21 protein-coding genes, 1 tRNA gene and 2 pseudogenes are annotated in these 23,388 nt (G+C 45.9%); 10 read left to right on the top strand and 14 right to left on the bottom strand.

All coding sequences use genetic code 11. From position 1 onward, the window contains the following. The first annotated feature begins 52 nt into the window (after window positions 1–52). Window positions 53–1,192, top strand: coding sequence for a tRNA epoxyqueuosine(34) reductase QueG (gene queG / locus D9A03_RS06170; protein WP_120496312.1), 1,140 nt, complete (start codon window positions 53–55; stop codon window positions 1,190–1,192). Between the two features lie 30 nt (window positions 1,193–1,222). Here the strand turns inward: queG and D9A03_RS06165 are convergent, their stop codons facing one another. The 3 genes and pseudogenes from D9A03_RS06165 to D9A03_RS20250 all read right to left on the bottom strand — a co-directional run. Further along, window positions 1,223–1,576, bottom strand: a complete 354-nt coding sequence (locus tag D9A03_RS06165; protein WP_162937994.1) for a hypothetical protein — start codon at window positions 1,574–1,576, stop codon at window positions 1,223–1,225. A 5-nt stretch (window positions 1,577–1,581) separates the two neighbouring features. Beyond that, window positions 1,582–2,529 carry a DMT family transporter gene (locus D9A03_RS06160; RefSeq protein WP_120496310.1) on the bottom strand — a complete coding sequence of 316 codons (948 nt, stop codon included), beginning with the start codon at window positions 2,527–2,529 and terminating at the stop codon, window positions 1,582–1,584. A 213-nt stretch (window positions 2,530–2,742) separates the two neighbouring features. Beyond that, window positions 2,743–2,940: pseudogene (locus D9A03_RS20250) on the bottom strand (methyl-accepting chemotaxis protein); the annotation flags it as partial. 525 nt (window positions 2,941–3,465) lie between these two features. On the opposite strand from D9A03_RS20250, the gene D9A03_RS06150 reads away from it, so the two are divergent. Further along, window positions 3,466–5,331, top strand: coding sequence for an ATP-binding protein (locus D9A03_RS06150; RefSeq protein ID WP_120496308.1), 1,866 nt, complete (start codon window positions 3,466–3,468; stop codon window positions 5,329–5,331). A 35-nt stretch (window positions 5,332–5,366) separates the two neighbouring features. Here D9A03_RS06150 and D9A03_RS06145 read toward each other — a convergent pair. The 4 genes and pseudogenes from D9A03_RS06145 to D9A03_RS06130 form a co-directional block, all read right to left on the bottom strand. Beyond that, a pseudogene (locus D9A03_RS06145) lies at window positions 5,367–6,317 on the bottom strand (IS630 family transposase). A 133-nt stretch (window positions 6,318–6,450) separates the two neighbouring features. After that, complete coding sequence (gene der / locus D9A03_RS06140) at window positions 6,451–7,911, bottom strand: ribosome biogenesis GTPase Der (protein ID WP_120496307.1); 1,461 nt, start codon at window positions 7,909–7,911, stop codon at window positions 6,451–6,453. Window positions 7,912–7,951: 40 nt separating this feature from the next. Further along, window positions 7,952–9,274 carry a PQQ-binding-like beta-propeller repeat protein gene (locus D9A03_RS06135; RefSeq protein ID WP_254054979.1) on the bottom strand — a complete coding sequence of 441 codons (1,323 nt, stop codon included), beginning with the start codon at window positions 9,272–9,274 and terminating at the stop codon, window positions 7,952–7,954. Between the two features lie 16 nt (window positions 9,275–9,290). Further along, window positions 9,291–9,932 (bottom strand): tetratricopeptide repeat protein, encoded by a 642-nt coding sequence (locus tag D9A03_RS06130; RefSeq protein ID WP_120496305.1) that lies wholly within the window; start codon window positions 9,930–9,932, stop codon window positions 9,291–9,293. 261 nt (window positions 9,933–10,193) lie between these two features. Between D9A03_RS06130 and D9A03_RS06125 the strand changes: the two genes are divergently transcribed. From D9A03_RS06125 to D9A03_RS06110, 4 genes are all read left to right on the top strand, one after another. Beyond that, window positions 10,194–10,571, top strand: coding sequence for a hypothetical protein (locus tag D9A03_RS06125; protein ID WP_120496304.1), 378 nt, complete (start codon window positions 10,194–10,196; stop codon window positions 10,569–10,571). Window positions 10,572–10,687: 116 nt separating this feature from the next. After that, window positions 10,688–11,026: a DUF2794 domain-containing protein gene (locus tag D9A03_RS06120; protein WP_120496303.1), complete on the top strand. Its 339-nt coding sequence runs from the start codon at window positions 10,688–10,690 to the stop codon at window positions 11,024–11,026. Between the two features lie 150 nt (window positions 11,027–11,176). Then, window positions 11,177–12,208: a GGDEF domain-containing protein gene (locus D9A03_RS06115; protein ID WP_120496302.1), complete on the top strand. Its 1,032-nt coding sequence runs from the start codon at window positions 11,177–11,179 to the stop codon at window positions 12,206–12,208. A gap of 53 nt (window positions 12,209–12,261) precedes the next feature. Next, on the top strand, window positions 12,262–12,588 hold the full coding sequence (locus D9A03_RS06110) for a GNAT family N-acetyltransferase (RefSeq protein ID WP_216825391.1): 327 nt from the start codon (window positions 12,262–12,264) through the stop codon (window positions 12,586–12,588). 164 nt (window positions 12,589–12,752) lie between these two features. On the opposite strand, the gene D9A03_RS06105 is transcribed toward D9A03_RS06110, so the two are convergent. Then, window positions 12,753–12,959, bottom strand: a complete 207-nt coding sequence (locus tag D9A03_RS06105; protein ID WP_120496301.1) for a SlyX family protein — start codon at window positions 12,957–12,959, stop codon at window positions 12,753–12,755. 261 nt (window positions 12,960–13,220) lie between these two features. On the opposite strand from D9A03_RS06105, the gene D9A03_RS06100 reads away from it, so the two are divergent. Continuing rightward, on the top strand, window positions 13,221–13,556 hold the full coding sequence (locus D9A03_RS06100; RefSeq protein ID WP_120496300.1) for a helix-turn-helix transcriptional regulator: 336 nt from the start codon (window positions 13,221–13,223) through the stop codon (window positions 13,554–13,556). A gap of 48 nt (window positions 13,557–13,604) precedes the next feature. Further along, entirely contained in the window at window positions 13,605–13,772 is a 168-nt protein-coding gene (locus D9A03_RS19735) for a hypothetical protein (RefSeq protein WP_162937993.1), read from the top strand. Between the two features lie 79 nt (window positions 13,773–13,851). Here D9A03_RS19735 and guaA read toward each other — a convergent pair whose 3' ends face one another. The 6 genes from guaA to D9A03_RS06070 all read right to left on the bottom strand — a co-directional run bounded on the left by guaA (window position 13,852) and on the right by D9A03_RS06070 (window position 21,867). Next, a complete protein-coding gene (guaA, locus tag D9A03_RS06095) occupies window positions 13,852–15,405 on the bottom strand; it encodes a glutamine-hydrolyzing GMP synthase (protein ID WP_120496299.1) in 1,554 nt (517 codons plus the stop codon). A 206-nt stretch (window positions 15,406–15,611) separates the two neighbouring features. After that, window positions 15,612–16,421, bottom strand: coding sequence for a TSUP family transporter (locus D9A03_RS06090; RefSeq protein ID WP_120496298.1), 810 nt, complete (start codon window positions 16,419–16,421; stop codon window positions 15,612–15,614). Between the two features lie 166 nt (window positions 16,422–16,587). Then, the gene (locus D9A03_RS06085) at window positions 16,588–17,901 is read right to left on the bottom strand and encodes an RsmB/NOP family class I SAM-dependent RNA methyltransferase (protein ID WP_120496297.1); all 1,314 of its coding nucleotides are present in this window, start codon (window positions 17,899–17,901) and stop codon (window positions 16,588–16,590) included. Between the two features lie 143 nt (window positions 17,902–18,044). Further along, window positions 18,045–19,508, bottom strand: a complete 1,464-nt coding sequence (gene guaB / locus D9A03_RS06080) for an IMP dehydrogenase (protein WP_120496296.1) — start codon at window positions 19,506–19,508, stop codon at window positions 18,045–18,047. A gap of 264 nt (window positions 19,509–19,772) precedes the next feature. Continuing rightward, on the bottom strand, window positions 19,773–20,483 hold the full coding sequence (locus tag D9A03_RS06075) for an RlmE family RNA methyltransferase (RefSeq protein ID WP_120496295.1): 711 nt from the start codon (window positions 20,481–20,483) through the stop codon (window positions 19,773–19,775). Window positions 20,484–20,790: 307 nt separating this feature from the next. Then, window positions 20,791–21,867 carry a Ppx/GppA phosphatase family protein gene (locus D9A03_RS06070; protein WP_120496405.1) on the bottom strand — a complete coding sequence of 359 codons (1,077 nt, stop codon included), beginning with the start codon at window positions 21,865–21,867 and terminating at the stop codon, window positions 20,791–20,793. Window positions 21,868–22,134: 267 nt separating this feature from the next. Between D9A03_RS06070 and D9A03_RS06065 the strand changes: the two genes are divergently transcribed. After that, window positions 22,135–22,208, top strand: a tRNA-Gln gene (locus D9A03_RS06065). Between the two features lie 246 nt (window positions 22,209–22,454). Then, window positions 22,455–23,135, top strand: coding sequence for a hypothetical protein (locus tag D9A03_RS06060; protein WP_120496294.1), 681 nt, complete (start codon window positions 22,455–22,457; stop codon window positions 23,133–23,135). Window positions 23,136–23,388: the final 253 nt, after the last annotated feature.

The raw sequence follows: 23,388 nt of genomic DNA, 5'->3' as shown, positions 1-23,388 counted from the left end.
GCTATAAATAATTAGGTCACTGCGAGAAATGTAAGGGAAGAGAAAGAAGAAGATGAGCAAAGAATCGAAACAAAGCTCAACTTCCCTGCTCAACCCTGCGGCAGCTATTCGTCAAAAAGCCCTGGAGTTAAAATTTGACACTGTTGGATTTTCTCCTGCTAAAATTAACGAGAAAAGCCAACAGAACCTCCGTACTTTTCTTGATCAGGGGTACCATGGCGACATGGCGTGGATGGAAAACCGATTAGAGTGGCGCGAAGACCCGACCGCGATGTGGGAAGATGCGAAAAGCATTATTGTTCTAGGCGTCAACTATGGTCCAGCAGAACCTGCTTTGGCTAATCTGGATTTTGATGATCGTGGTAATATTTCGGTTTATGCCAGAAACAAAGACTATCATGACTTCATTAAAAAACGTCTGAAAGCACTCGCCCGATGGATGGTTGAAAATCTTGGATGTCAGGTCAAAGTTTTTGTCGATACTGCTCCTGTGCTTGAGAAAGTTGCTGCAGCACAATCCGGCATAGGCTGGCAAGGTAAGAATACACATCTGGTTTCCAGAGAGTACGGGTCCTGGCTCTTCCTTGGGGAGATCTATACAGATCTAGAGATAAAAACGGACCGCCACGAGGAAGATCACTGTGGTAGCTGTAACAAATGCTTGTCCATCTGCCCAACAGATGCCTTCCCGTCCCCTTACATCCTAGACGCAAAGCGCTGCATTTCCTATTTAACAATTGAATATCATGGTCATATTGCGGAAGAGTTCCGCGCCCCAATGGGCAACCGGATTTATGGTTGCGATGACTGTATAGCGATTTGCCCCTGGAATAAGTTTGCAGAGGTAACTAGCGAAGAGCACCTTTTCCCAAGAATAGAATTAACCGCGCCACGACTTGCAGATCTTGCTGAACTCGACGATGCAACATTCCGGCAGGTTTTCTCTGGCTCCCCGATAAAACGTATCGGGCGGGACCGATTTATAAGAAATGTTCTTATCGGAATAGGCAATTGCGGTGACAAATCTGTCGCCAGACGCATCACCCCCCTTTTAAAAGACGCATCCCCCTATGTACGGGCAATGGCGGTTTGGGCGATGAAACGTTTGCTAAACAGACAAGAGTTCGAAGATTTACAACTCGCATATAAAGACAGCGAACCTGACGCCAATGTCTTGGACGAGTGGCAATAAATTGATGATTCTATATTCTGTAATGAAATACTACCCGCCTACAGGACTGAACTTTGGGCCACGGGGATAGCAAACAAATGAAGCTCGTGCACCTTGGAACATTGGACAATTATTCCAAAGTAGATCTTCCCCTCTAAGTTCTATACGCCCATCACCACATGTTTCTTTGGCAAAGGCGAGAACCTGTGACGGATTGTTGAAATTTCTGCCGTAACAGACCCCAAATCCCCAAGGGGTATATTTGTTCTGCCCATATATTTGCGCACCTCTGGCCACCGCATCAGCTACAGTCCTGGAAGCCTCAACTTTGACAGGCTCATTTGCACATCCAGCAAGTAAACCAATGGCAGATAATATCAAGACCCAACGCCAATTGTGTTTCATACTTTTCAAATCTCTTCTCCAGTTTTTTCACTTACGACAAATTCAGCCGCGACTCTCTTGACCGGTTTAGCTTGCATCTGTGTAACAATAATCCCCAGAAGTATCACTGCCAAAGCAATAAATGCTTCCAGTTCATAACTCTCGGATAAAAACAAGAAACCCCAAACCATACCAAAAACAGGTACCAGATAATTATTCAAAGCAGTAAAGGTCGCCCCGACAGTACCCAAAAGATAATACAGGATAATATAAGCAATTGCAGTTGATACAACTGAAAGCATTAACAATGCACCAACACTTAAAAGAGTTGGTTCAAAAGATATTGGATCTTCAACGATAAAAGCCACAGGCAAGGCCATCATAGATGCACAAAGCAAGATTGCGGATCCATTCACAACTGGATCCAGTTTAACAAGTCCGACTCTTCGTGCAAAAACAGAGCTTGCACCATAACAAAAACTGGCAAAGGCAACAGCAAGTTGTCCCAAAACAGAATCTCCCAAACCATTTAAAGCTTCTGGTCCTACTAGGAGTACAACACCAGCAAATCCAATAACCGCTCCCATAAGTTTTGGCAATGACATCTTTTCATCTTCGGTCCAAAGATGAGCAATCAGCAGAGCCGTCAAAGGGATCACAGACATTAATATGGCAGCAAGACCGGAATCGATATGCAGTTCACCCCAAGAAATGAGAACAAATGGCAACAAATTCCCTGTAATGCCAATCAACACATAGTATCGCCAAGTCTGAAAGTTTCTGGGAAAACGCTTCCCCAAAATAAACATCAGACTCACCAAAACAAGGAAAGCAAAAAAAAGACGAAAGGCTGTGAGTGTAACCGGAGGAATACTTTCCAGAGTAATTTTAATAAGGAAAAAAGAACTTCCCCATATTGCCCCAAGCATGACAAGAAGTATGTATTGGTGGAGCCGAGGCTTGTCTGAAAGCATAAAAAAGTTCCATTGGGAGTTTTACCTTACTCCCCAATGTTTCAAGAAATCAGAATAAAGGCAATCACTAACTATGCTTGCCTATTATCGCAATCGAAAGATAAAACCTTTTTAGCTCTCGACCTCCAGCTCCGCATCGAACGAAGTATCATTGGATGGTAATCCATTCCGAGCTTTTGTACTTATTGTTTTCAGTTGTTCCACGTGTGAGGAGAGAGATTGAACAATTCCGCCGATTTCTGTTGTCGCCTGACTGGTTTGTCCAGCCAACTGTTTCACTTCACCAGCAACAACAGCAAAGCCTTTCCCCGCATCACCAGCGCGAGCGGCCTCAATTGTTGCATTCAAAGCCAAAAGATTTGTCTGACGGGCAATAGCGTCAATTTGTTGGGCAACCTGCCCTACATTCTCGATTTCAATACTAAGTTGAGCGATTTCATCAAAAATTTTATCTATGCTTTGCTCAATTACATCCTGGTTTGGATTCATTTAATTCGTGCTCCCGTTAGACCTAAGCCATATTAATAACAAGTTGCCATTAACGTGAGATTAATTCAGCCCCTAGAATATAAGTTTTTCACGGTGTAACATTCAAACCAACGATATTCGTTAAGATGCTATAATAACAACATTGCTTTTACATCATTTCTTTCAGAATAAAGTTGGAAACCAGAACAGAAAAACAGGATGATAAGCTTGGAATACGGGATAATTAATGGCAAGTTTTCTCTATTAGTTGAAAAAAAACTCTCACAGCAATCTTTTGTTATGTAGTAAGTGACTTCCATGAGACATTATCCGTTCATTTTTGCTTAAGAGGATAATGTTAGGTTACGAGAAGTTCTTTGCTATGTAAAAGTCGGTTAGATTTAAAGAAAACTGGCAAGCGAAAACTGTTTTATTAGAGCATTGATACATTAGGGTGTGGAGCACCGTTTGAATTTAAATATACGCAACTCCATTTGCGGGAAGCTGCTGTCAATCTATATACCACTGATCAGCATCAGCTTGCTGCTTCTTTTCACGGTCCTTGAAAGCCGGAATATTCACAAACTGAATTCCGAACTGGGAACGCGTCTGGACAAAATGGTCGATATACAGGGAACAGCTTTATCAACCCCGGTCTGGAACTATGATCTGGACTCTATTCAGGCTATTTTACTGGCTCTGTCAAGAAACCCAGAATTCCATTCTGCCCAGGTTTATGATACCGACGGCCTCATCCTTGCCGAATTGACAAGTGAGAATGCCAAAACAGTCGATGCTGCACTTTCAAGAGAAACCGAAATAAAGCATAACTCTTTTGATCGTCTAGAAACAATTGGAACGGTTAGGGTCTTGTTCCACGACGCATTGATCTCGGCAGAAATCAAAGAAAGATTGATCTTTGATGGATTGGTTATGGTTGTTACCATTCTCGTCTTATCTGCTCTTACATTTTTGGGGGCAAATTCGTACATCGGTGTCCCACTGAAACTTCTGCTGGAATCAATTCAAACCGAAAAACAACACAAAAACCGGGTTGCTGTGAATTGGACCTCTAATGACGAGCTTGGTGCTGTTGTTACCGCCTACAATGATTTATTACAAAAACAGTCAGCTTATGAAGCCGCCGTCAAGGCATCAGAACTTAGGGCCAAACGTTCTGAAGCCCAACTGACGCAGGCAATCGAGACCATGTCAGAAGGCTTTGCCCTTTATGATCAAGAAGACAAATTGGTTCTCTGTAATAGTAACTATCGAAATATTTCAGCCAAACGTGCCCGCATTATAACACTTGGATCCCGTTTTGAAGATCAGGTACGTGAACTTGTCTATGCCGGCGATTTTGTTGGCACAGAAGGTCGAGAAGAAGAGTTTATCAAAGAGACCTGCGCAAGCCACGAATCCCTTCAAGAGCGAATGATTTTACACCTGAGCAATGGCACATGGTTACAGTTTAATCATCGCCGGACACCCGCAAAGGAAATTGTTGTTCTTGCCACAGATATTACACCTCTGAAAAACCAGGAGCGAGAGATCCGCCGCGCCAAAGAAATTGCAGATCAGGCAAATACCGCAAAATCTCAATTTCTTGCAAATATGAGCCACGAACTCAGAACACCGCTAAATGCTATCCTAGGCTTTTCAGAAATTATGAAGGGCGAATTGATGGGCCCCTTGGGTTCGACACACTACAAATCCTATTGTCAGGATATCCATTCATCTGGAACCCATCTACTTGATTTAATCAACGACATCCTCGACCTTTCCAAAATTGAGGCCGGTGCCTTTGAGCTACAGGATGAAACAGTTGATATCATTCAAACAGCCCGCGCTGCGCACAAGTTGGTCGTAGGGCAAAGCTCTTCTGAGTTCGTCCCTGTCACGCTGGACATTCCGGATGACTTGCCATTTGTACGTGCCGATTTAAGAGCAATTAAGCAAATCCTTCTTAACTTGCTGTCAAACGCAGTAAAATTCACACCACCGGGTGGAGAAGTTATTCTCAAGGCTCAGGAAAATGCTGATAGCAGTTTGAGTATCGAAATTAAAGATACCGGGATCGGTATTCCGAAACATGAACTGGAAAGAATTCTGGAACCCTTTATTCGAGCAGATACCCCCATGACACGCGCTTTTGAAGGAACCGGTCTAGGATTACCGCTTGTAAAGTCGCTTATGGAACAACACGATGGCCAACTTGGATTGGGTAGTGAAATCAACAAAGGTACCATTGCAACGATCACCTTCCCAGCCTCCAGAGTAATACCCCGAGCAGAAGGTGACAGTCTATTAAGCCAATCCATTGGTAATGCTTGAGTACTATATTAAAAGCTCTTTAGATTGTATCAGTGTTAATAATGGTCATATCCTGCGTTTCTAAAGTAATTTCTACATTCGTTTGGCGGAATTGAGCTGATGATTTCTGCGAGGGTATTGTGGACGGGATGAGCTGACCTTGCCTGAGCGATGCGCATCCAGTGTTTTATTTTGGAAAAAGTTTGTTCTATCGGGTTGAAATCAGGGGAGTATGGAGGCAAGAACAGAAGCTTGGCTCCTTTATCTCTAATGGCTTCACGTACGGCGGCGTTTTTGTGGGAACTGAGATTATCTATGATCACAATATCCCATTGTTTGAGGCTAGGACATAACATCTCTTTTGCCCGTGCAGTAAAGCGCTCGGCGTTAATCGGGCCATCAAATACACAAGGGGTTTCTATACCACTTCATCTGAGAGCGGCAAGGAAAGTCATTGTATTCCAGTGCCCATGGGGTGCATAAGCTTTCAGGCGTTCTCCTTTCGCACACCATCCTCTTATGGGGGCCATATTGGTCTTCACCCAGGTCTCATCCAGAAAACAAGGCGCGTGGGATCAAGCTTGTTTTGATAGGCTTTCCACCAATAACGCCTTGCAGTAATATCAGGTCGCTCTTGCTCAGCCGCAAACAGGCTTTTTTTTGAAGCTAAGACCCAGACCACGCATTGTACGCCAAACCGTATCGTGGCTCACAGAAACTCCCTGACTTGCAAGAGCCTGCTGTAGTTTGAGGACCGTCATATGGGGCGTGGCTTCAAGTTGTGCCTTTATCCAGCCGCCATAGGGTTCAAGAACTCGTTTACGATTACCGCTACGTTGTTTTGGTTCAATATCCCCTGTTTCGCGCTCAAGTGCACACCAGTTGATAGCCGTCGAGATGCCAATATCAAAACGGCGAGCCGCTGCCCTACGGCTTGATCCTGACCGGACGGCTGCAATAACACGTTCGCGTAGCTCCCGCGGATAGGCTTTGCCTCTACGATACATTATGACCTCCTGAAACCAAGCCGATAATGAATCTCAAAATTAAATAAAAAGGAAGCCCTAACGATTCAAATCAAGTCGGATATGATCTAATGAACAAAGGTTCCTGTATGGAATCTTTGTTCATTTACGTTCGTTAACTCTTCTTACCTGCGTAAGGATTATCACCCTTTTTCATGTGCATACGAAGGGGGACCCCAGGCATATCAAAAATTTCGCGGAGATTGTTCTCGAGAAACCTTGTGTATGATGCAGGCAGATCTTCCGGTAAGGAGCAAGAGATCGCAAAGGTTGGTGGTCTCGTTCTCGCTTGCGTGATGTATTTGAGCCTAATCCGCCGCCCCCCCGGAGCAGGTGGTGGATGACGCTCGATCAGCTCGGCAAGCCATCTGTTTAATCCCGCAGTTGGTAAACGGATGTTCCATACATCGTAAATATCAAAGACAGTATCTAGCATCTTGTTCAGCTTATGCCCTTTAAGTGCGGATATTGTCACGACAGGAATACCTTTGACCTGAGGCAAAGATGTTTGCAAGCGATCTTTCACTCGCTGCATAACCGCATCTTTGTCCTTACAGGTGTCCCATTTATTCACAACGATAACGAGAGCTCTCCCCTCATCAATCACAGTTCGTGCAATCGTCAGGTCTTGTTTTTCCAGGACGCCATCAGCATCTAGGACCAAAGCAACAACCTGCGCATACTTTAGTGCACGAATGGTATCAGAAGCCGAAAGTTTCTCTACCTTGTCTTCTATTTTGGAACGTCGACGCAGTCCTGCCGTATCCACAAGCTTGAGGGGCTTTCCACGGTATTCCCATTCAATGGCAATAGCATCCCGCGTAATCCCCGCTTCGGGGCCTGTCAGCAATCGATCTTCATCAATCAACCTATTGATCAGTGTCGATTTACCAACATTCGGTCGACCAACGATAGCCAACTGTAGAGGCCCACGACCTTCCCCGTCATCTTCAAAACCCTCGAACTCCTCTTCCGAATATTCCTCTTCATCGAAATCATCATGATCTTCGGCAGCTGTTTTATTCTCCAAATCAGGCTTAGGTGCTTCATATACTTCTGATGAGGCCTTTGCTTCAACAGCACGTGTCATATGCTCTTTGATAACATCGTAGAGATCACTACTCCCCAAACCATGTTCAGCTGAAAACGGGATAGGCTCACCTAACCCCAAAGAATAAGCTTCCATAAGACCTTCTTCGCCAACTTTTCCTTCGCACTTGTTTGCCATAAGTGCGATAGGTGTTTTCCCGCGGCGAAGGTACTTTGCAAAGTGCTCATCAATTGGCATAACGCCTACACGAGCATCAATAACCATGATAACGAGGTCAGCCTCTTCGACAGCACGTTCAGTTTGTCTGCGCATGCGTGCTTCCAGACTACCATCAAAGGCTTCTTCCAAGCCTGCCGTATCAATGATCCGAAACCTGCAATCAAAGAGGTAGGCATCCCCTTCTCTTCTATCACGTGTTACGCCAGGTTGGTCATCAACAAGCGCAAGCCGCTTTCCAACAAGTCGGTTAAAAAGCGTCGACTTGCCAACATTTGGGCGCCCTACTATAGCGACTGTAAAAGTCATTTTTTTGTCTTTCTACTCGCGGAATAGCCTCATCAAGGGCTTATTGCATCGCGATAATTTCCGCTTCGGCCGTCAGGAAATATAAATTGTTCCCCACAACAACCGGTGGCATTGCCGCCCCATCTGGAAGTTCAAGATATCCTAAAACATCTCCTGTATAGGGCGATAATGAAATTGCTTCGCCATGAGAACCGGCAACAATCAGGCGGTCACTCGCTAGCACCGGGCCTTGCCACGCAATCAACCCTTTACGATCTTCCTGATCTGTAAAACGCGGTAAAGATTGTATCCAGCGAATTCGACCATCCTGCCTTCTAACAGCCGCAATCTGTGAATCATTGGTCAACACATATATAAATTCACCAGCAACCCAAGGCATTTGAACACCGCCAATATCCGTATCCCAAAGACGCACACCTTCCTTGAGGTCAATCGCAACCATACGACCGGAGTGACTTATGGCAATGACACGGTCTCTGTCAATAACCGGCATGGCTTTGATATGAGCGAGGTCGGTAAGGGGATCAGTCTTTTTCACAGAGGAAAGGTTCAGGTTCCAATCTTCTTCGCCTTCCATGACATCAATGGCAACAATTTCGCCAGAAGAATAAGGTACGACCAGCTTACGTCCCGCAATTGCAGGGCTGGCACCACCAAGAAGGCTGGTTTCTGATTGCAGACCTATATGACTCCATAAACGGCGTCCGTCATCAGCAGCAAGAGCAAGAGTTTGGTTATCAAGTGTTACAATAAAGACACGCCCACCATTGACTGTCGGTGCTGCCCTTATTGGAGCCGGAGCATCCTGAGACCAAATCACATCACCGGAACGTACATCCAGCGCGAAAACTCTTGCAAACCCGGTCGAAACAAAAATTCGTCCATCCGCATAGGCAATTCCACCTCCGAAGAAGCCATCATCTTCATCGTTGGGATCAAGATCTTTTTCCCAATATACGCGGCCGCTCAAACGATCATAGGCTTTAACGGTAGAGCGAGAATCCATTGTAAAGAGAACTGATTCGACGACAATCGGTTGAGCAAGAATGAGTTCATCTCCATCACTCTCCTCACCAATATCATCACTCCAGCTTTTTCTTGGGACATCACCTAAAGAAAGATGGAACATGGCATGGGCTGGATTTCCCCCATTATGTGTCCAATAGGTATTTTTAAAAGGCTGAGGCAGAACAATGCGCTGATCACTTATTGATGGATCAGCCTGTAAACCTTTATCTACGGATTGAATGGAAATACGCGCGCCTGGTAACGGTGGAGCTTCATCTTCTCCAAACCACTTATCAGCAAGACTACAGCCACCCAGAACAAATCCAAGTCCTAGTATCAAAAGGCCTTTACGCATCCCCATCCCCATAATCTTACTCCGCCAGGCTTTCTAGTATTTGACCAGACCGGCTTTTAATACCATTCGGTGTGTCAGTCGCATCTACGAGTTGCTGAAAAAGTGCTTTAGCCGCCGCAAGATCACCTTCGCGCAAAGCTACCATTGCCTGCAACTCAATTGCACTATAGCGGAATGCTCCATTTGCAACGGCCAAACTTGCCAGGCGTTGCTTTACATCAGCAATATCACCACTCTCGACGAGGTGCATCGCAGCCAACAAAGCAGCAACATCTTTCAGAACACTCAACGGAGGGTTGCTTGCGGCAACTTCATCCCAAATTTTAACTGCAGCAACTGTGTCATTAGCTTCAACAAGCAGACGTGCCTGTTCAAAGCGAGCAAGTGTTCCGTACCCATCGTCGTCTTGTGCCAATGAAGTTAGCTTTGCAGTTCCCTCGCCTGCTTTACCCCCCTGGATTAACTCCAAAGCTGATGCAAAAGTTGCTGACTTTTCGGTCTGGACAGTGCTTTTGTAACTTTCCCACCCTTGAAAACCAGCTGCAGCCGCAACAACAAGAACAGCAACACCAATTGCCCACTTACCATACTTTTTCCAAAGAACCTCAACGCGTTCACGTTTAAGATCTTCTTCAACTTCCTGAAAAATATCAGCCACGAATTAATCATCCCTCGTTTTGGTGAACCACTATTTGAACATGCGCCAAGCATATAAAGCTTGCGATCAAACAGCCATCACTCGAAATTCGTTGAACTTTATATAGAAACTTTACCCCGACAACAATCGACAATCCGCAAATAAGGCCTCCTCATCATAAGATCAGCGTAAAATTTACTAATAATTTATTTACTAAAATACCTTAAGCTCTGTTCAGGACATTTCACTGATACGATGATCAGTTTTAATCTAGGCAGAATTATGAAGCGTTTTTTGAGTGCATTACTGATAAGTTTTACCGCCATGATATCTTTAGGTGGATGCAGCTTAACAGACCCTGTAACAGCAGCAGCCAGTGTGGGAACGCTTGTTCATACAGATAAAACAATTACAGATCATTTCTTTAGCTGGGCGATGGCAAAAGATTGTTCCATTGTCTATACGTCAAAAGGTGAACCCTATTGCCGAGATGAACAGCTGGAAAATGGGCTTGCCAATTCTGGTTATGAGAACCTCTATTGCTATCGTAACATAGGTGGTGTGACCTGCTATGAAAGCCCCTACGACGAAGCCAGTTCGCAGACCACTATTTACCACAGCACCCAGTTCCCGCCATCAAACGTTGCGTCAGGAAATTAATCACCCGGAACACTGGCTGCCACCAGTTACAACCTTAAAAGTTCAAGAACAAGTGGACCTTTGTTTAAAAATCAGCCAATCTGTAGAGATGGATATTCGCTACGTGAGGGTACTGAATGACCACTGTTTATTACCTCAATAAGGGGAAGAAAACCTCTCAACAAATAACATTCAATAAACATGAACTCGGGCAACTACTATCCGTTTACAGTCAACGCGTCGCCAAAGGAGAGTGGCGGGATTATGCAATAGATATGTTGGGAGACTGTGCAATCTTTTCTATTTTCCGGCATGCCCACGAAACCCCATTATTTGCTGTCGTAAAGTCAATGGGCCACAAAAATCGCTATGAAGAGTACACTGTCTTCAATGGACATAAAAAACTTAAACGAACCCGTAATTTATCTGAAGCACTCAAAGTTTTAAATAATATTCTTCATCCTGTTAGCCACTGATTAACGCTTGAGATTCTATAAATACTACAAGACAAAAAATGATTCTGTAACCAGGACGGTGCCAGATAAATACAAATAAACTGGATCAGCTATATGTCAGGTCTGTAAATTACATTTAATCAACCTGTTAAGACTTAAGGAAGCATATAAATGTTGGTTGCCGATAGTTTCACACATGCTCAAACCTACGCAGAGCAAGCTATTACTATCATGGATCAAAGAGGGATTCCTTCTACACCACCTAACTACACGATCTGGTATGACTATGTTAGTGGGAAAAATACTGATCTTAAAATTGCCATTGACAAAATTATTCAGGACGACAAGCCCTTCACAACAGAAACCTGTAACGAGCTGTATCAAAAATTTTACTTAGCTGACATGGCACATGGCGATCATCTGCAAGAAGCTGGTGCAAAGATTCAGAAAACTTTGGAACAAGTCATTCAACAGATAAGTGAGGCCGGTAGCGATAACGCGAATTATGGCGAAAAAATCACAAGTATTGCTGACGATATGGCAAGTGAAGACAATTCTTCGTCCCTTCAACATTTTGTAAAAGAAATTGTCCGAGAAACAGCTGCTATCACGGAAAAAAACAAAGCCTTACAAAGCCAACTCCAAAAATCATCCAGCGAGATTGATAACCTTCAGGCAAACCTAGAGAAGGTAAAAACCGAATCTTTGACCGATGCCCTTACTCAAATCGGCAACAGGAAATTATTTGATACAACCCTGATTGCAGAAGCAGGGAAATCCGAGGAAGAAAAAACTGAACTTTGTCTTCTTCTTATGGATATTGATCATTTCAAAAAGTTTAATGACACCTATGGCCACAGGGTTGGCGATGAAGTTTTGAGGGTTGTTGCCGGGCAATTAAAACGAGCCGTCAAAGGACAGGATACGCCTGCACGCTATGGCGGTGAAGAATTCACCTGTATACTGCCGAACACCAGCCTTCATGATGCAACCAGCCTGGCCAATCAGATCAGAGAAAAAATCGCCAAACAGGTTCTTCGTAATAAAAAGACCGGACAAGAGTTTGGTCGGATCACCCTCTCTATCGGTGTTTCAAAATATGTTAAAGGCGAGGCGCTGGAAGGTTTTATCCAGCGTGCGGATGAAGCGCTCTATCGAGCAAAAGACCAGGGCCGTAATAGAGTGATACAGGAAACATCTTAAAATTCATCCCTTCTTTTCTCTCCGTAAAGACTATATGAAAAATATAGCTCATTATGCCGCTCTCTTTCAGAACAGCTGTCGCATCAGACTTGGAAAAACTTATCTCAATTCGCATTGCTGCGATGAAGGAGAGCTTGGAAAATATTGGGCGCTTTGATTCCGAACGCGCGCGAAAACGCTTTACCAGTAGATTCAAACCGGAAAAAACAACGCTTATTTTAAGAGATGATGAGGTTATCGGTTTTTACGTTCTTTTTGCCATAGATAATCATCTGTGGCTTGATCACCTCTATATAGATCCTGACATACAAAACAACGGTGTGGGTTCTGCGGTTATGACACAGATAATTGATATGTCCTGCGAAAAAAACTGCCTGTAAAACTTTGCGCCCTGAAAGAAAGTAGAGCTAATAATTTTTACAAAAAGCACGGATTTCAACATATTCATTCAGAAGAATGGGATAACTATTATACACGTCCATATTTTGACGAAAGCATTTCCAGGTAGATTAGACCCAAGTCTTTTCGCAGAAAATAATCAACCTCAGGGCATGAAGACAGTTATTCCCGCGCTGTCATCCTGACCACTTACAATTTCTTCAACCATCCGTTCTGAACGTTCGAGACGTTTGGTAAGTTTTTCGATGACCTGCCACTGCTCAGCCAAAACATCGCTGAGGTCCTGAATAGTCTTATCCTGCTCTGCAATATAGCCTTCGAGAACATTGATACGTTCACCTAACTCTTCCATCCTATTCTCTTTCAATTTTAAATCTCTGGATCACCTTAATGCCTCGCCTTTGTATCGATTTTAAACACCGACATACAAATAGAATATAAATATTTATTTTTATAATTCCAGAAATATGGATTAATGTACTGAGAACCTAATCTACAGTGATTTAGCTAATTTTTGCATTAGGCGTGAAGAGAGAAGTGTAGATAGACCTACACGAACGATGAAACAACGACAGGCAAGAATTAAGCTAAACAACTATAAAAGAGTCACACGATGAATGTAGAAATTGCCGCGTCACAAATGGAAGCTTTGGGGAAACCGAAAAGACTGGATATTTATCGGGCCCTTATTCGTGCCGGAAAAGAAGGTCTGTCCGTAGGCGCACTACAGGAAAAATTGGGAATTCCGGGATCAACCCTGTCTCACCATCTGAAAACGCTCATGATCGCTGACCTGATCACTCAGGAAAGGCAGGCAACGACCCTGATTTGTTGCGCCAACTACACATCGGTCCAGCAGTTGGTCGATTATCTTGTTTGCGAGTGCTGTGTCGACTCATCTCAAAATAGTGATGGCTGTGAAATCAATGCTTCGTTTGTGTGTAATTAAGCACGCCTGATTCGTAGCAACTGCTCAATTCAACAACAGGAGAAATCTATGGAGCGAGACAAAGGAAAATCGAAAAAAGCATCATCCCACAGTCAACAATGTTGCGGCGGATCACCAGAACACAATACCGCGGCCTGTTGCAAAGCGGATGAAGTTGCCAAGGAACAGGGACAAAAAGGCTGTGGCTGTTCATGCAGTTCCGCTGAAAATGTCTGATCCATACATAAATGAAAAAGGCGAAACACCTGGTTTCGCCCTTAACATAAACTTTTATCGCAGGATTAATCCTACAGAATTATTCCCACTCGATGGTTCCTGGTGGCTTTGAGGTGCAGTCATAGACCACCCGGTTGATGCCACGAACTTCGTTGATAATCCGGTTGGAAACACGTCCAAGGAAGTTGTGATCAAAGTGGTAATAGTCCGCGGTCATCCCGTCTGTCGAAGTAACTGCTCGCAGAGCACAAACGAAATCATAGGTTCTAGCATCGCCCATAACGCCAACGGTTCTGACGGGAAGCAAAACGGCAAAGGCCTGCCAGATTTCATCATACAAACCAGCTTTGCGGATCTCATCAAGATAAATAGCATCTGCTTTGCGCAGGATATCGCATTTCTCTGGCGTGAGAGGCTGTCCCGGAATACGGATCGCAAGGCCAGGTCCCGGGAAGGGATGACGATCAACGAAAGTATCAGGTAGACCCAGTTCACGTCCAAGGTCACGAACTTCATCTTTGAACAGCTCTCGTAATGGCTCAACCAGCTTCATGTTCATACGCTCTGGCAAGCCACCTACATTATGGTGCGATTTGATCGTTACACTCGGCCCCCCCGTAAAAGAAACGGACTCAATGACATCCGGATACAGCGTTCCCTGTGCAAGGAAGTCTGCGCCACCAACTTTGTTTGCTTCCTCTTCGAAAATATCGATAAAGAGACCACCGATGGTTTTGCGCTTTTTCTCTGGATCAAACTCATCCCCGAGAGCGTCAAAAAACTTGTCCGCAGCATCAACATGGATCAGTTCAATGTTGTAGTGATCACGGAACAAAGTCACGACCTGTTCAGCTTCACCCATACGCATAAAGCCAGTATCAACAAACACACAGGTAAGCTGTTCACCAATCGCTTCGTGCAACAGAACAGCAACAACAGAGCTGTCGACACCACCGGACAGGCCGCAGATTACTTTGCCATCGCCAACCTGCTCGCGGATCTTGGCAATTTCCTGATCTTTGAAGGCAGCCATGGTCCAGTCACCGGAACAGCCGGCCACGCCATGGGTAAAGTTCTTCAACAGCTGGGCGCCGTGGGGAGTGTGCACCACTTCCGGGTGGAATTGAACTGCATAAAAACGCTTTTCGTTATTTGCTACAGCCGCATAGGGCGCGCCTTCGGACGTTGCTACAACGCGAAAGCCCGGTGCCAGCTTGCCAACGCGGTCACCGTGACTCATCCAGACCTGTTCTTGCGTGCCGACATTCCAAACCCCGTGGAACAAGGCACAGTCTTCTTTGATATCAACGATGGCGCGACCAAATTCTTGATGGTCTGATGTTTCAACCTTACCTCCAAGCTGTTCCATCATGGTCTGCTGTCCATAACAGATCCCCAGAACCGGAATACCCATTTCAAACACCTTCTTTGGTGCAGACGGGGCATCGTCCCAGGTTACAGAAGCCGGACCGCCGGAGAGAATGATGCCCTTAGGGGCATAGCTTTCCAAAAGCGCGTCATCAACGGCGTTAAAGGGATGAATTTCGGAATAGACACCGCTTTCACGCACACGACGTGCAATCAGCTGGGTAACCTGTGACCCGAAATCAATAATGAGAATACGATCAGTCATGGATGGAACTCATGCTCCGCTATAAGCCCGATACCCGTAGTGGCACTTCCAGCTACTAGCATCCAGGGCGCGTTCAGTTTCACGCCCCTTACCTGCCGTAAAGCGCGACAAATGTCAAAGACAGAAACAGCCCTTTTGCCTGTTTTAGGCTCTTTTTACAGCAAGCCATAAAGGTCGTGTTTCTCTTTTCGCCGTCACTTTTTAGGCTACGAAAGAAAAACATCCAAAAACGAAACTATCCAGCGTCCAAGAATATGATCCGGGTTAGAATAGATCAGCTTTACGGTCATGAGAATCGACGTCACAACCAAAAGCGGCCGAATAATCCGCGCGCCGTGCTTCATGGTCATCTGCGCCCCCAAATAGCCCCCGACGATGGACCCACAGGCCATAATCAAGCCAACAGACCACACCAGACTGTCACCCACAATAAAGAACAGCAGCGAGGCAAAGTTGCTTGTAAAGTTCAACAGCTTTGCATGGGCCGTGGCTTTCAGGATGTTGTAGCCAAGCAAGGTCACAATTGCCAAGGTAAAGAACGATCCCGTTCCGGGGCCGAAGAAGCCGTCATAAAAGCCAATGCCCGTGCCAAAGAAGAAAGCAAAGACATTCCGACTGACCCTCTGATATCGATCTTCATCCCCCAGCTTACGTTGAAAGAGGAAATAGATCGCAATGGCTATCAACAAAAAGGGAATGGCATTGACCAGAAAGCTGCTATCAACCGATCGAAGGACAAGCACACCGGACGCCGCCCCGATAAAGGTCAGGACAATCGGCAGTATCCATGCCTTGATATCCAGATGACCTTTGCGAATGAAATTAAGCGTCGCGGAAAAGGTGCCAAAAGATCCCTGTAGCTTATTGGTTGCAATGGCCTGAACTGGCGAAAGTCCGACAGTCAACAGGACCGGTAGTGTAATCAGCCCCCCACCCCCGGCAATCGCATCAACAAAACCTGCGAAAAGCCCCGCAGCAAACATCAGAGCAAGAAGCTCGGGAGAAAAGAAATCCATTCTGGTGACCTGTCGGAAGAAAAGAGCCGAAAAATAAAATCGGAAAAACAGGATCTAGTCCTAACAAGCTTTTCTTAGCTTTGCACCAAAAGATATTATCCGATCAAGATTGTCCGCGCACAAATTGTTTTGGGTACAATCCCGAAATAGTCCAACGCATTACCGATTACGTCTGTCTTTCCAGTACCGCGCAAAAGAAACCGTCAAGGCCGTGTTGTGCGGGGGATACCTTCATTGTTTCGTCAATAAAGGCACAAGGTTCCATGCCCAGCTCGCTCCAAACCTTGCTGACAGGTACGCGTTGATAGTTCGGGTGTTTTGCAAGGAAGCTATCAATCTGATCCGTATTTTCCTCATCAAGAGCCGAGCAGGTCGCATAGATCAGGCGACCGCCAACCTTTACGCAGGACGCTCCTTGTTCCAGTACGGTCGCCTGCATTTCTCTGTAGTTTGCGAACTTTTCTGACGTAATGCGCAAACGTGCATCCGGCTGTCGCCGCCATGTGCCGCTTCCTGAACAGGGCGCATCGACCAAGACACGGTCAAAACCTTCGCCAGCGTCTTTTGCTGACATCTTCTTCAGATTATCTTTGTTCAGGGTCGCATAGCGGATGTTTTCAATACCTGCTTTTTCAACACGGGGTTCCGCCCGTTGAAGACGACGAGGATCAATATCCATGGCCACCAACTCCCCGTCGTTTTTCAGTAAAGCGCCCAAGGCAAGAGACTTCCCCCCGGCACCCGCACAGAGATCAAGCACAGACTGGCCCGGCGTCACATCACATAACAGAGCGATAAGTTGTGACCCTTCGTCCTGAACTTCAACCAGACCATCGCGAAAGGCTTTGCAGTTTCCGAGGGCTGTGCGCCCTTGAACCCGAATGCCCCAAGGTGAAAATTCTGTCACGGCCCCTTCGACATTATCTTTGCCGAGTAGCGCAATTGCCTGATCCCGTTCGCCCTTTAGCAGGTTCGCGCGCAGATCAAGGCTGGCCTGATGTTGTAAACCAGCAGCTTCTGTCTTGGCACCTTCGATACCAAACTGTTTTTCAAACAAAGCGTAGAGCCAGTCCGGTAGTTCCCCCTGAACCGATGCGGGCATATCCGGATGGTTTAGATCCTGCCCCTGTAACGTTGCCAAAGCTTCGTTTTCAAACTCGCTGAGGGCACGGGGGCTATAATCTCCACCGTCGCAAATTTCATCCAGTTCAGAAGCTTTCAAACCTTCAACCAGTGTTGCGTATGATAAAACCAGTGATCGACACCCGTCCCCAAGACCTGATTTTATTGTCCACCAATCCAGTCGACACTTGGATCTGATCACACCATAGACCCGTGCAGAGATATCCTTGCGATCTTTGGAACCAATAAAGCGCCGCGCCCGCAGGTAGCTGTTGACCACACGATCCATAGGCAGGGATGAGTCCATAACTTCGGTCAGAAGTTCGATTGAAGTTTGAATACGTCCAGAAGGTCTCACAACAGGTCTCGCGTTTATAATCGGGAATAAAAAGGGCGACACCCGGTACAGGAGGCCGCCCTTTAAAAAGGTGACTATGGAAAAATAGTCGATTAGGAGGCAGAAACCAAACGCTGATTACTACGCTCTAATATCTTAGGTCCTTAACCACCACTGCGATAGTTCGGGGCTTCGCGGGTGATTGTCACATCGTGGACATGACTTTCGCGCAGGCCAGCATTGGTGATTTTACAGAAAACGCAATTCTCGCGCATGTGATCAATGGACGGCGATCCGGTATAACCCATGGATGCTTTCAGGCCACCAACCAGTTGGTGAACGATTGCATTTGCCGGGCCTTTATAAGGAACGCGCCCTTCAATGCCCTCGGGAACCAGTTTCAGGTTGTCTTTTACATCATCCTGGAAGTAACGATCCGCAGATCCGCGCGCCATGGCGCCAACAGATCCCATACCGCGATAGGACTTATAGGAACGTCCCTGATAGAGGAAAACTTCCCCCGGGCTTTCATCTGTTCCACCAAGAAGCGAGCCAACCATAACCGCACGTGCCCCGGCGGCAATTGCTTTGGCAATGTCACCAGAGTTCTTGATACCGCCATCGGCAATAATGCCGACATTGCTTTTGTTCGCAACTTCGACCGCATCCATAATCGCGGTTAGCTGGGGAACACCAACACCGGCAACGATACGGGTTGTACAGATAGATCCCGGACCGATTCCGACCTTCACCGCATCGGCACCAGCCCCGATCAGGGCGCGTGTTGCTTCGGCGGTGGCAACGTTACCCGCAACAACCTGTGTTGTCGGATAGGCTTTCTTGATCTGCTCAACCGCGTTGATGACACCGCGGGAATGCCCGTGGGCCGTATCAACAACCAAAAGATCAACACCCGCGTCAATCAGGGCTTCTGCACGGGCGAAACCTTCTTCGCCAACGCCTGTTGCCGCCGCTGCGCGCAAGCGACCATGTTCATCTTTACAGGCAATCGGATGTTTCGCCGCTTTATCAATATCCTTAACGGTAATCAAACCGATACAGCGATAGTTATCATCAACCACCAGCAATTTTTCGATACGGTGTTGATGCAGCAAACGTTTCGCTTCATCACCCGTAATGCCCTCTTTCACTGTGACAAGGTTTTCGCTGGTCATCAGTTCGGAAATCGGCTGGTTCGGGTCTTGAGCAAAGCGCATGTCACGGTTGGTGATAATGCCTACCAGCTTGCCCGTTTTATCTTCGACAACCGGGAAACAGGAAAAGCTGACGCTTTCCTGAAGACGTTGAATATCAGCCAATGTCGCGCTGGGCGGGAAGGTCAGCGGGTCGGCAACCATACCGGATTCAAACTTTTTGACCTTGCGAACTTCACTGGCCTGTTCTTCGATAGAAAGGTTCTTGTGAATAACACCGATCCCGCCAAACTGGGCCATTGCAATCGCCAGACGGCTTTCGGTAACCGTATCCATGGCCGAAGAAAGCAACGGGATATTCAGTTCGAGAGAAGCAGTCAGCTTTGTGCGCGTATCTGCCTGTGCGGGAAGAACAGAGGATTCTGCAGGCTGGAGCAGAACGTCATCAAATGTGAGAGCTTCGCGGATGTGCATGTCAATCTATCCCTTAGACGCGAGGAAACCTTGTTTCCCGTATGGGTGCCACACCATAGTGGCTAAATCCGATTGACGCCGCATTCTACACAGAAGCGACCTAAAGCCAAGTGATTAAAAGATGACGATTCAATTATTTTATATGCTGATCAGGTTGCGCATAAAACAGAACGTCAAAAAGCCCTGAATTTTCAATTATAACATTAAATTTAACTATGATTTTTCTGGGCTTTTCAGCACTCTTCTCAAGCAGCTATAACGACCTTAATTTTCCTTGAAACCTGTCGCGACAAGGAACATTTCAGAAGAATCCTTGCGACTGGAATCTGGTTTGAAATGGCGCACGCTTTTAAATTTGGTTTTCACTAACTTCAACAACTCGGCCTGCGCCCCACCCTGTAAGACCTTACCGATAAAACTTCCGCCGGGAACCAGAACTTCCTCAGCAAACATCAGGGCGGTTTCCATCAGGCCCATAATCCGCAGGTGATCCGTCTGAGGATGGCCCGTTGCCGCCGCCGCCATATCCGACAGAACAATATCGGCAGGCCCGTTCAATTCAGTCTTAAGACGCGCAGGCGCATCGTCATCCATAAAGTCACCCTGCAGCAGAACAACCCCGGCAATCGGCTCGACCTCTTGGAGATCCATGCCCACGATATGCGCTCCGGGTCCACAGCGTTCAACAGCGACCTGACACCACCCCCCTGGGGCGCATCCCAAATCGACAATGCGGGAATTCTTTTTGAAAATTTTAAACTTGTCGTCGATCTGAGCAATCTTAAAGGCTGCCCGTCCCCGATAGCCGCGCTTTTTGGCCTCTTGGACATAGGGATCGTTGAGTTGACGGTTCAACCAGCGCGCAGAAGAGTTCGAGCGCCGAGCCGCAGTTTTCACACGGACTTTCAGTCCACGCCCCGAAGGATTACTGCTGGGACGAGAGCCGCCTTTTTTGGATTTACCTGAAGAGCTCATTCTTTCTCTTTCTAACTGGCACTTTCTAACTGCCGCTTTCTGACACATGATTATAGGGTCAAAAGACATAGTATAATATACACCAAACTTTATTGGCATAGTGTTTCATAGCAGGGCTATACATCAGGATTGATAAAACCTCAAATGCCGCATCGCCTTCCCTGATACAAAACAAGATATATAGTATCAGGTCGATCTTAAAATACAGGGTATTAAAATAGAGAGTAGAAGTTAAAACATTCTCTTCAGGAACCGTCCCCAGAGAAACCGTCTCCCTAAGAATTAATCTTGAAAACCAGTAAGGAACTTACCCCTCGTTGATCAGCTTGTAGAGAATACCTTCGCGCAGGCCTCTGTCGGCGACGCGCAGTTGTGCAACAGGCCACAGCTTGGCCAAGGCTTCGAAGATGGCACAGCCCGCCACCACAAGATCAGCACGCTGACTGCCGATACAGGGATTTGCCACCCGTTGGGCATAGGTCATGCTGGCAATCTTGTGACAGAGACCAATGGCGGTATCGCAATTGATCAGGGTACCATCAACCCGGTTGCGGTCATAGCGCGGCAGCTTTTTATACACCCCGACCAGTGTCGTTACCGTGCCGGATGTGCCCAACAGCTGTAACTTGCCGTCGCGCACTCGTTGGGCAAAGCCGTGTTTTTGTTCAAAGATCAAGAAGTCATCATAGATTTCCTGAACCATCTGTTGATAGGTTTCCGGCGTGATATCCCGTCCGCCGTATTTCTCGGCAAGGGTTACAACCCCTTTGGAAACCGAATACCAGTCTTCCATAACAGGATTGGGCACCACAGGCTTTGAGGGAATCGGTTTAGGGGTATGCGATTTAGCAGTATCCGATGTCGTTTCTTTATCGCCCTGACGAATCCAGCTTACTTCGGTACTACCCCCGCCAATATCAAAGATCAGGGCTTCGGGCAGGTCCGGGTTCAACAAAGGCGCACAGCCCATAATAGCCAAGGCTGCCTCTTCCGAGTTATCGATAATTTCCAGATCCAGCCCGGTTTCCTGCTTAACGCGTTTGATAAAATCATCCCCGTTTGCCGCCCGGCGGCAAGCCTCGGTCGCGACACAACGCAGTTTTGTCACACCACGGCGTTTGAGTTTGCTGGTACAGATCTTGAGCGCAGAAAGCGTACGGCGCATGGCCTCTTCCGACAGGTTTCCTGTCTGACTCAGCCCCTCGCCCAAACGGACAATGCGGGAAAAGGTATCAAGAACACGAAAGTTTTTACGGCTGGAACGCGCAACCAACAGGCGACAGTTATTGGTCCCCAAATCTATTGCGGCGTAAACATTGTTGTCCGCCCGTTTAGCCGCCTTTTTGTACAAGGCTTTTTTACGGGCCTGCGAAGTAACCGTCAAAAATTCTGCTCCTGATCCAACCGGACAACCATCCGGCACTCCCTTCTTACGAATTCAAGGGGGCAAAGATCAACCATCTATTCACCATTAGAGCCTGAAAAATGCCCCAAAAGCAAAAAAACATCACAGGACGTAAAAATGTGTTGTAAGATTTGAGCCAAGGGACTATATGAAGCCCCGCAAGTCACCGTTATCAGCAAGTCTGGCTTAGAGTGATCATCCAATGATCATCGTGATCTGCCAGAATTTTTAAGCGCTGAACCCTGATCCGGGATAGTTTAACGGTAGAACTAAGGACTCTGACTCCTTCAGTCCAGGTTCGAATCCTGGTCCCGGATCCATTTCACACATATAATTAAATAGAATCAAGCACTTATCACATAACACATTATGTTTCCCATTAAGTTTATGCGTATTTTTGGGTAACAAATTGGGTAACATGTTTTTATTTACACTCATCAATCCAATCAACAAAATGTTGTCCCATCATCGACACTCTTCATTTTTAAAAGGGAATTTATAAAGAACCTTGACGACCAAAGGAATAGTTTGAGAACTTTGCAACAATTAGACTTCAAGAGGTTCATATGATTGATCGATGGTTGCAACCTGTATTGCTTTTTACATTTATTGCATTCGTAATCTGCTGGATTTTTGCAGTCATTCATATGGTCGAAGGCGAAAATGCTCTTAAGGAAATACAGTGGGAAACACTTGTTGCAGGTATTCTTGGGTTGGTTGGTGGTTCTCTCGCATATTATGCTGCTCGATTACCACACCTTCAGAATATAGAAAAAAACACAATTGATTACATTGGAAAGCATTATGAAGAAATACAAAGAGATACTAATTTCATTCAATATTATAAAAAAATAGTCGCATATCATAACCAAGATGATGATGCCTTTAATGAGAACCGATATACTAGCGAAGATTATGATAAGCTTTACCTTGCTGTCGGTGACTTTATATCAGGCATCGAAGATTTTTGCATAAACGTTGATGTGATAGACGTTAATCTGAGAACAGCAATACTAAAAATTCATAAGAAAGTTATGAAAATTAAAGCTTCTGTGCTAGCAGCAGAAGATAATGCTGACATTAATGTAGTTCCCACATTTTTTGATGTTTTGAGTATTATCAAAAACGAAACACCTAACCCGATTAAAAATAATCAGGCGAGAGATATTAATAAATTTATGGATGAAATTTCTCCTCTGCTTCATGAGCTCCGTATTAATTGCAATGCTTTTTACCCAGGGCATTAAATTGATAACATTCATCTCTTCCTATCCATCCAGTAGGTCTTCATACCCTCGGCGGTACCACGCCAGTGTAAGGGATTTATGTAATCAATCTCGGCGAACGACGGACCGTTTTCTATTATTCCCTATAACTCTTCCAGCTTGTTAGTTGAGTGGTTCTTACTGTTGCTTGGTAGCTGGCTTGCGACGCCTGAATTGTTAACTTTTTAGGAACGTCTTGAAGTCTGCTCACACAATAGTTACATCCAGACTTACG

The sequence above is a fragment of the Kiloniella sp. EL199 genome (assembly GCF_900313065.1).
In the GTDB taxonomy this organism is placed as follows: Bacteria; Pseudomonadota; Alphaproteobacteria; order Kiloniellales; family Kiloniellaceae; genus Kiloniella.
This window is presented reverse-complemented; position numbering and strand designations above follow the sequence as displayed.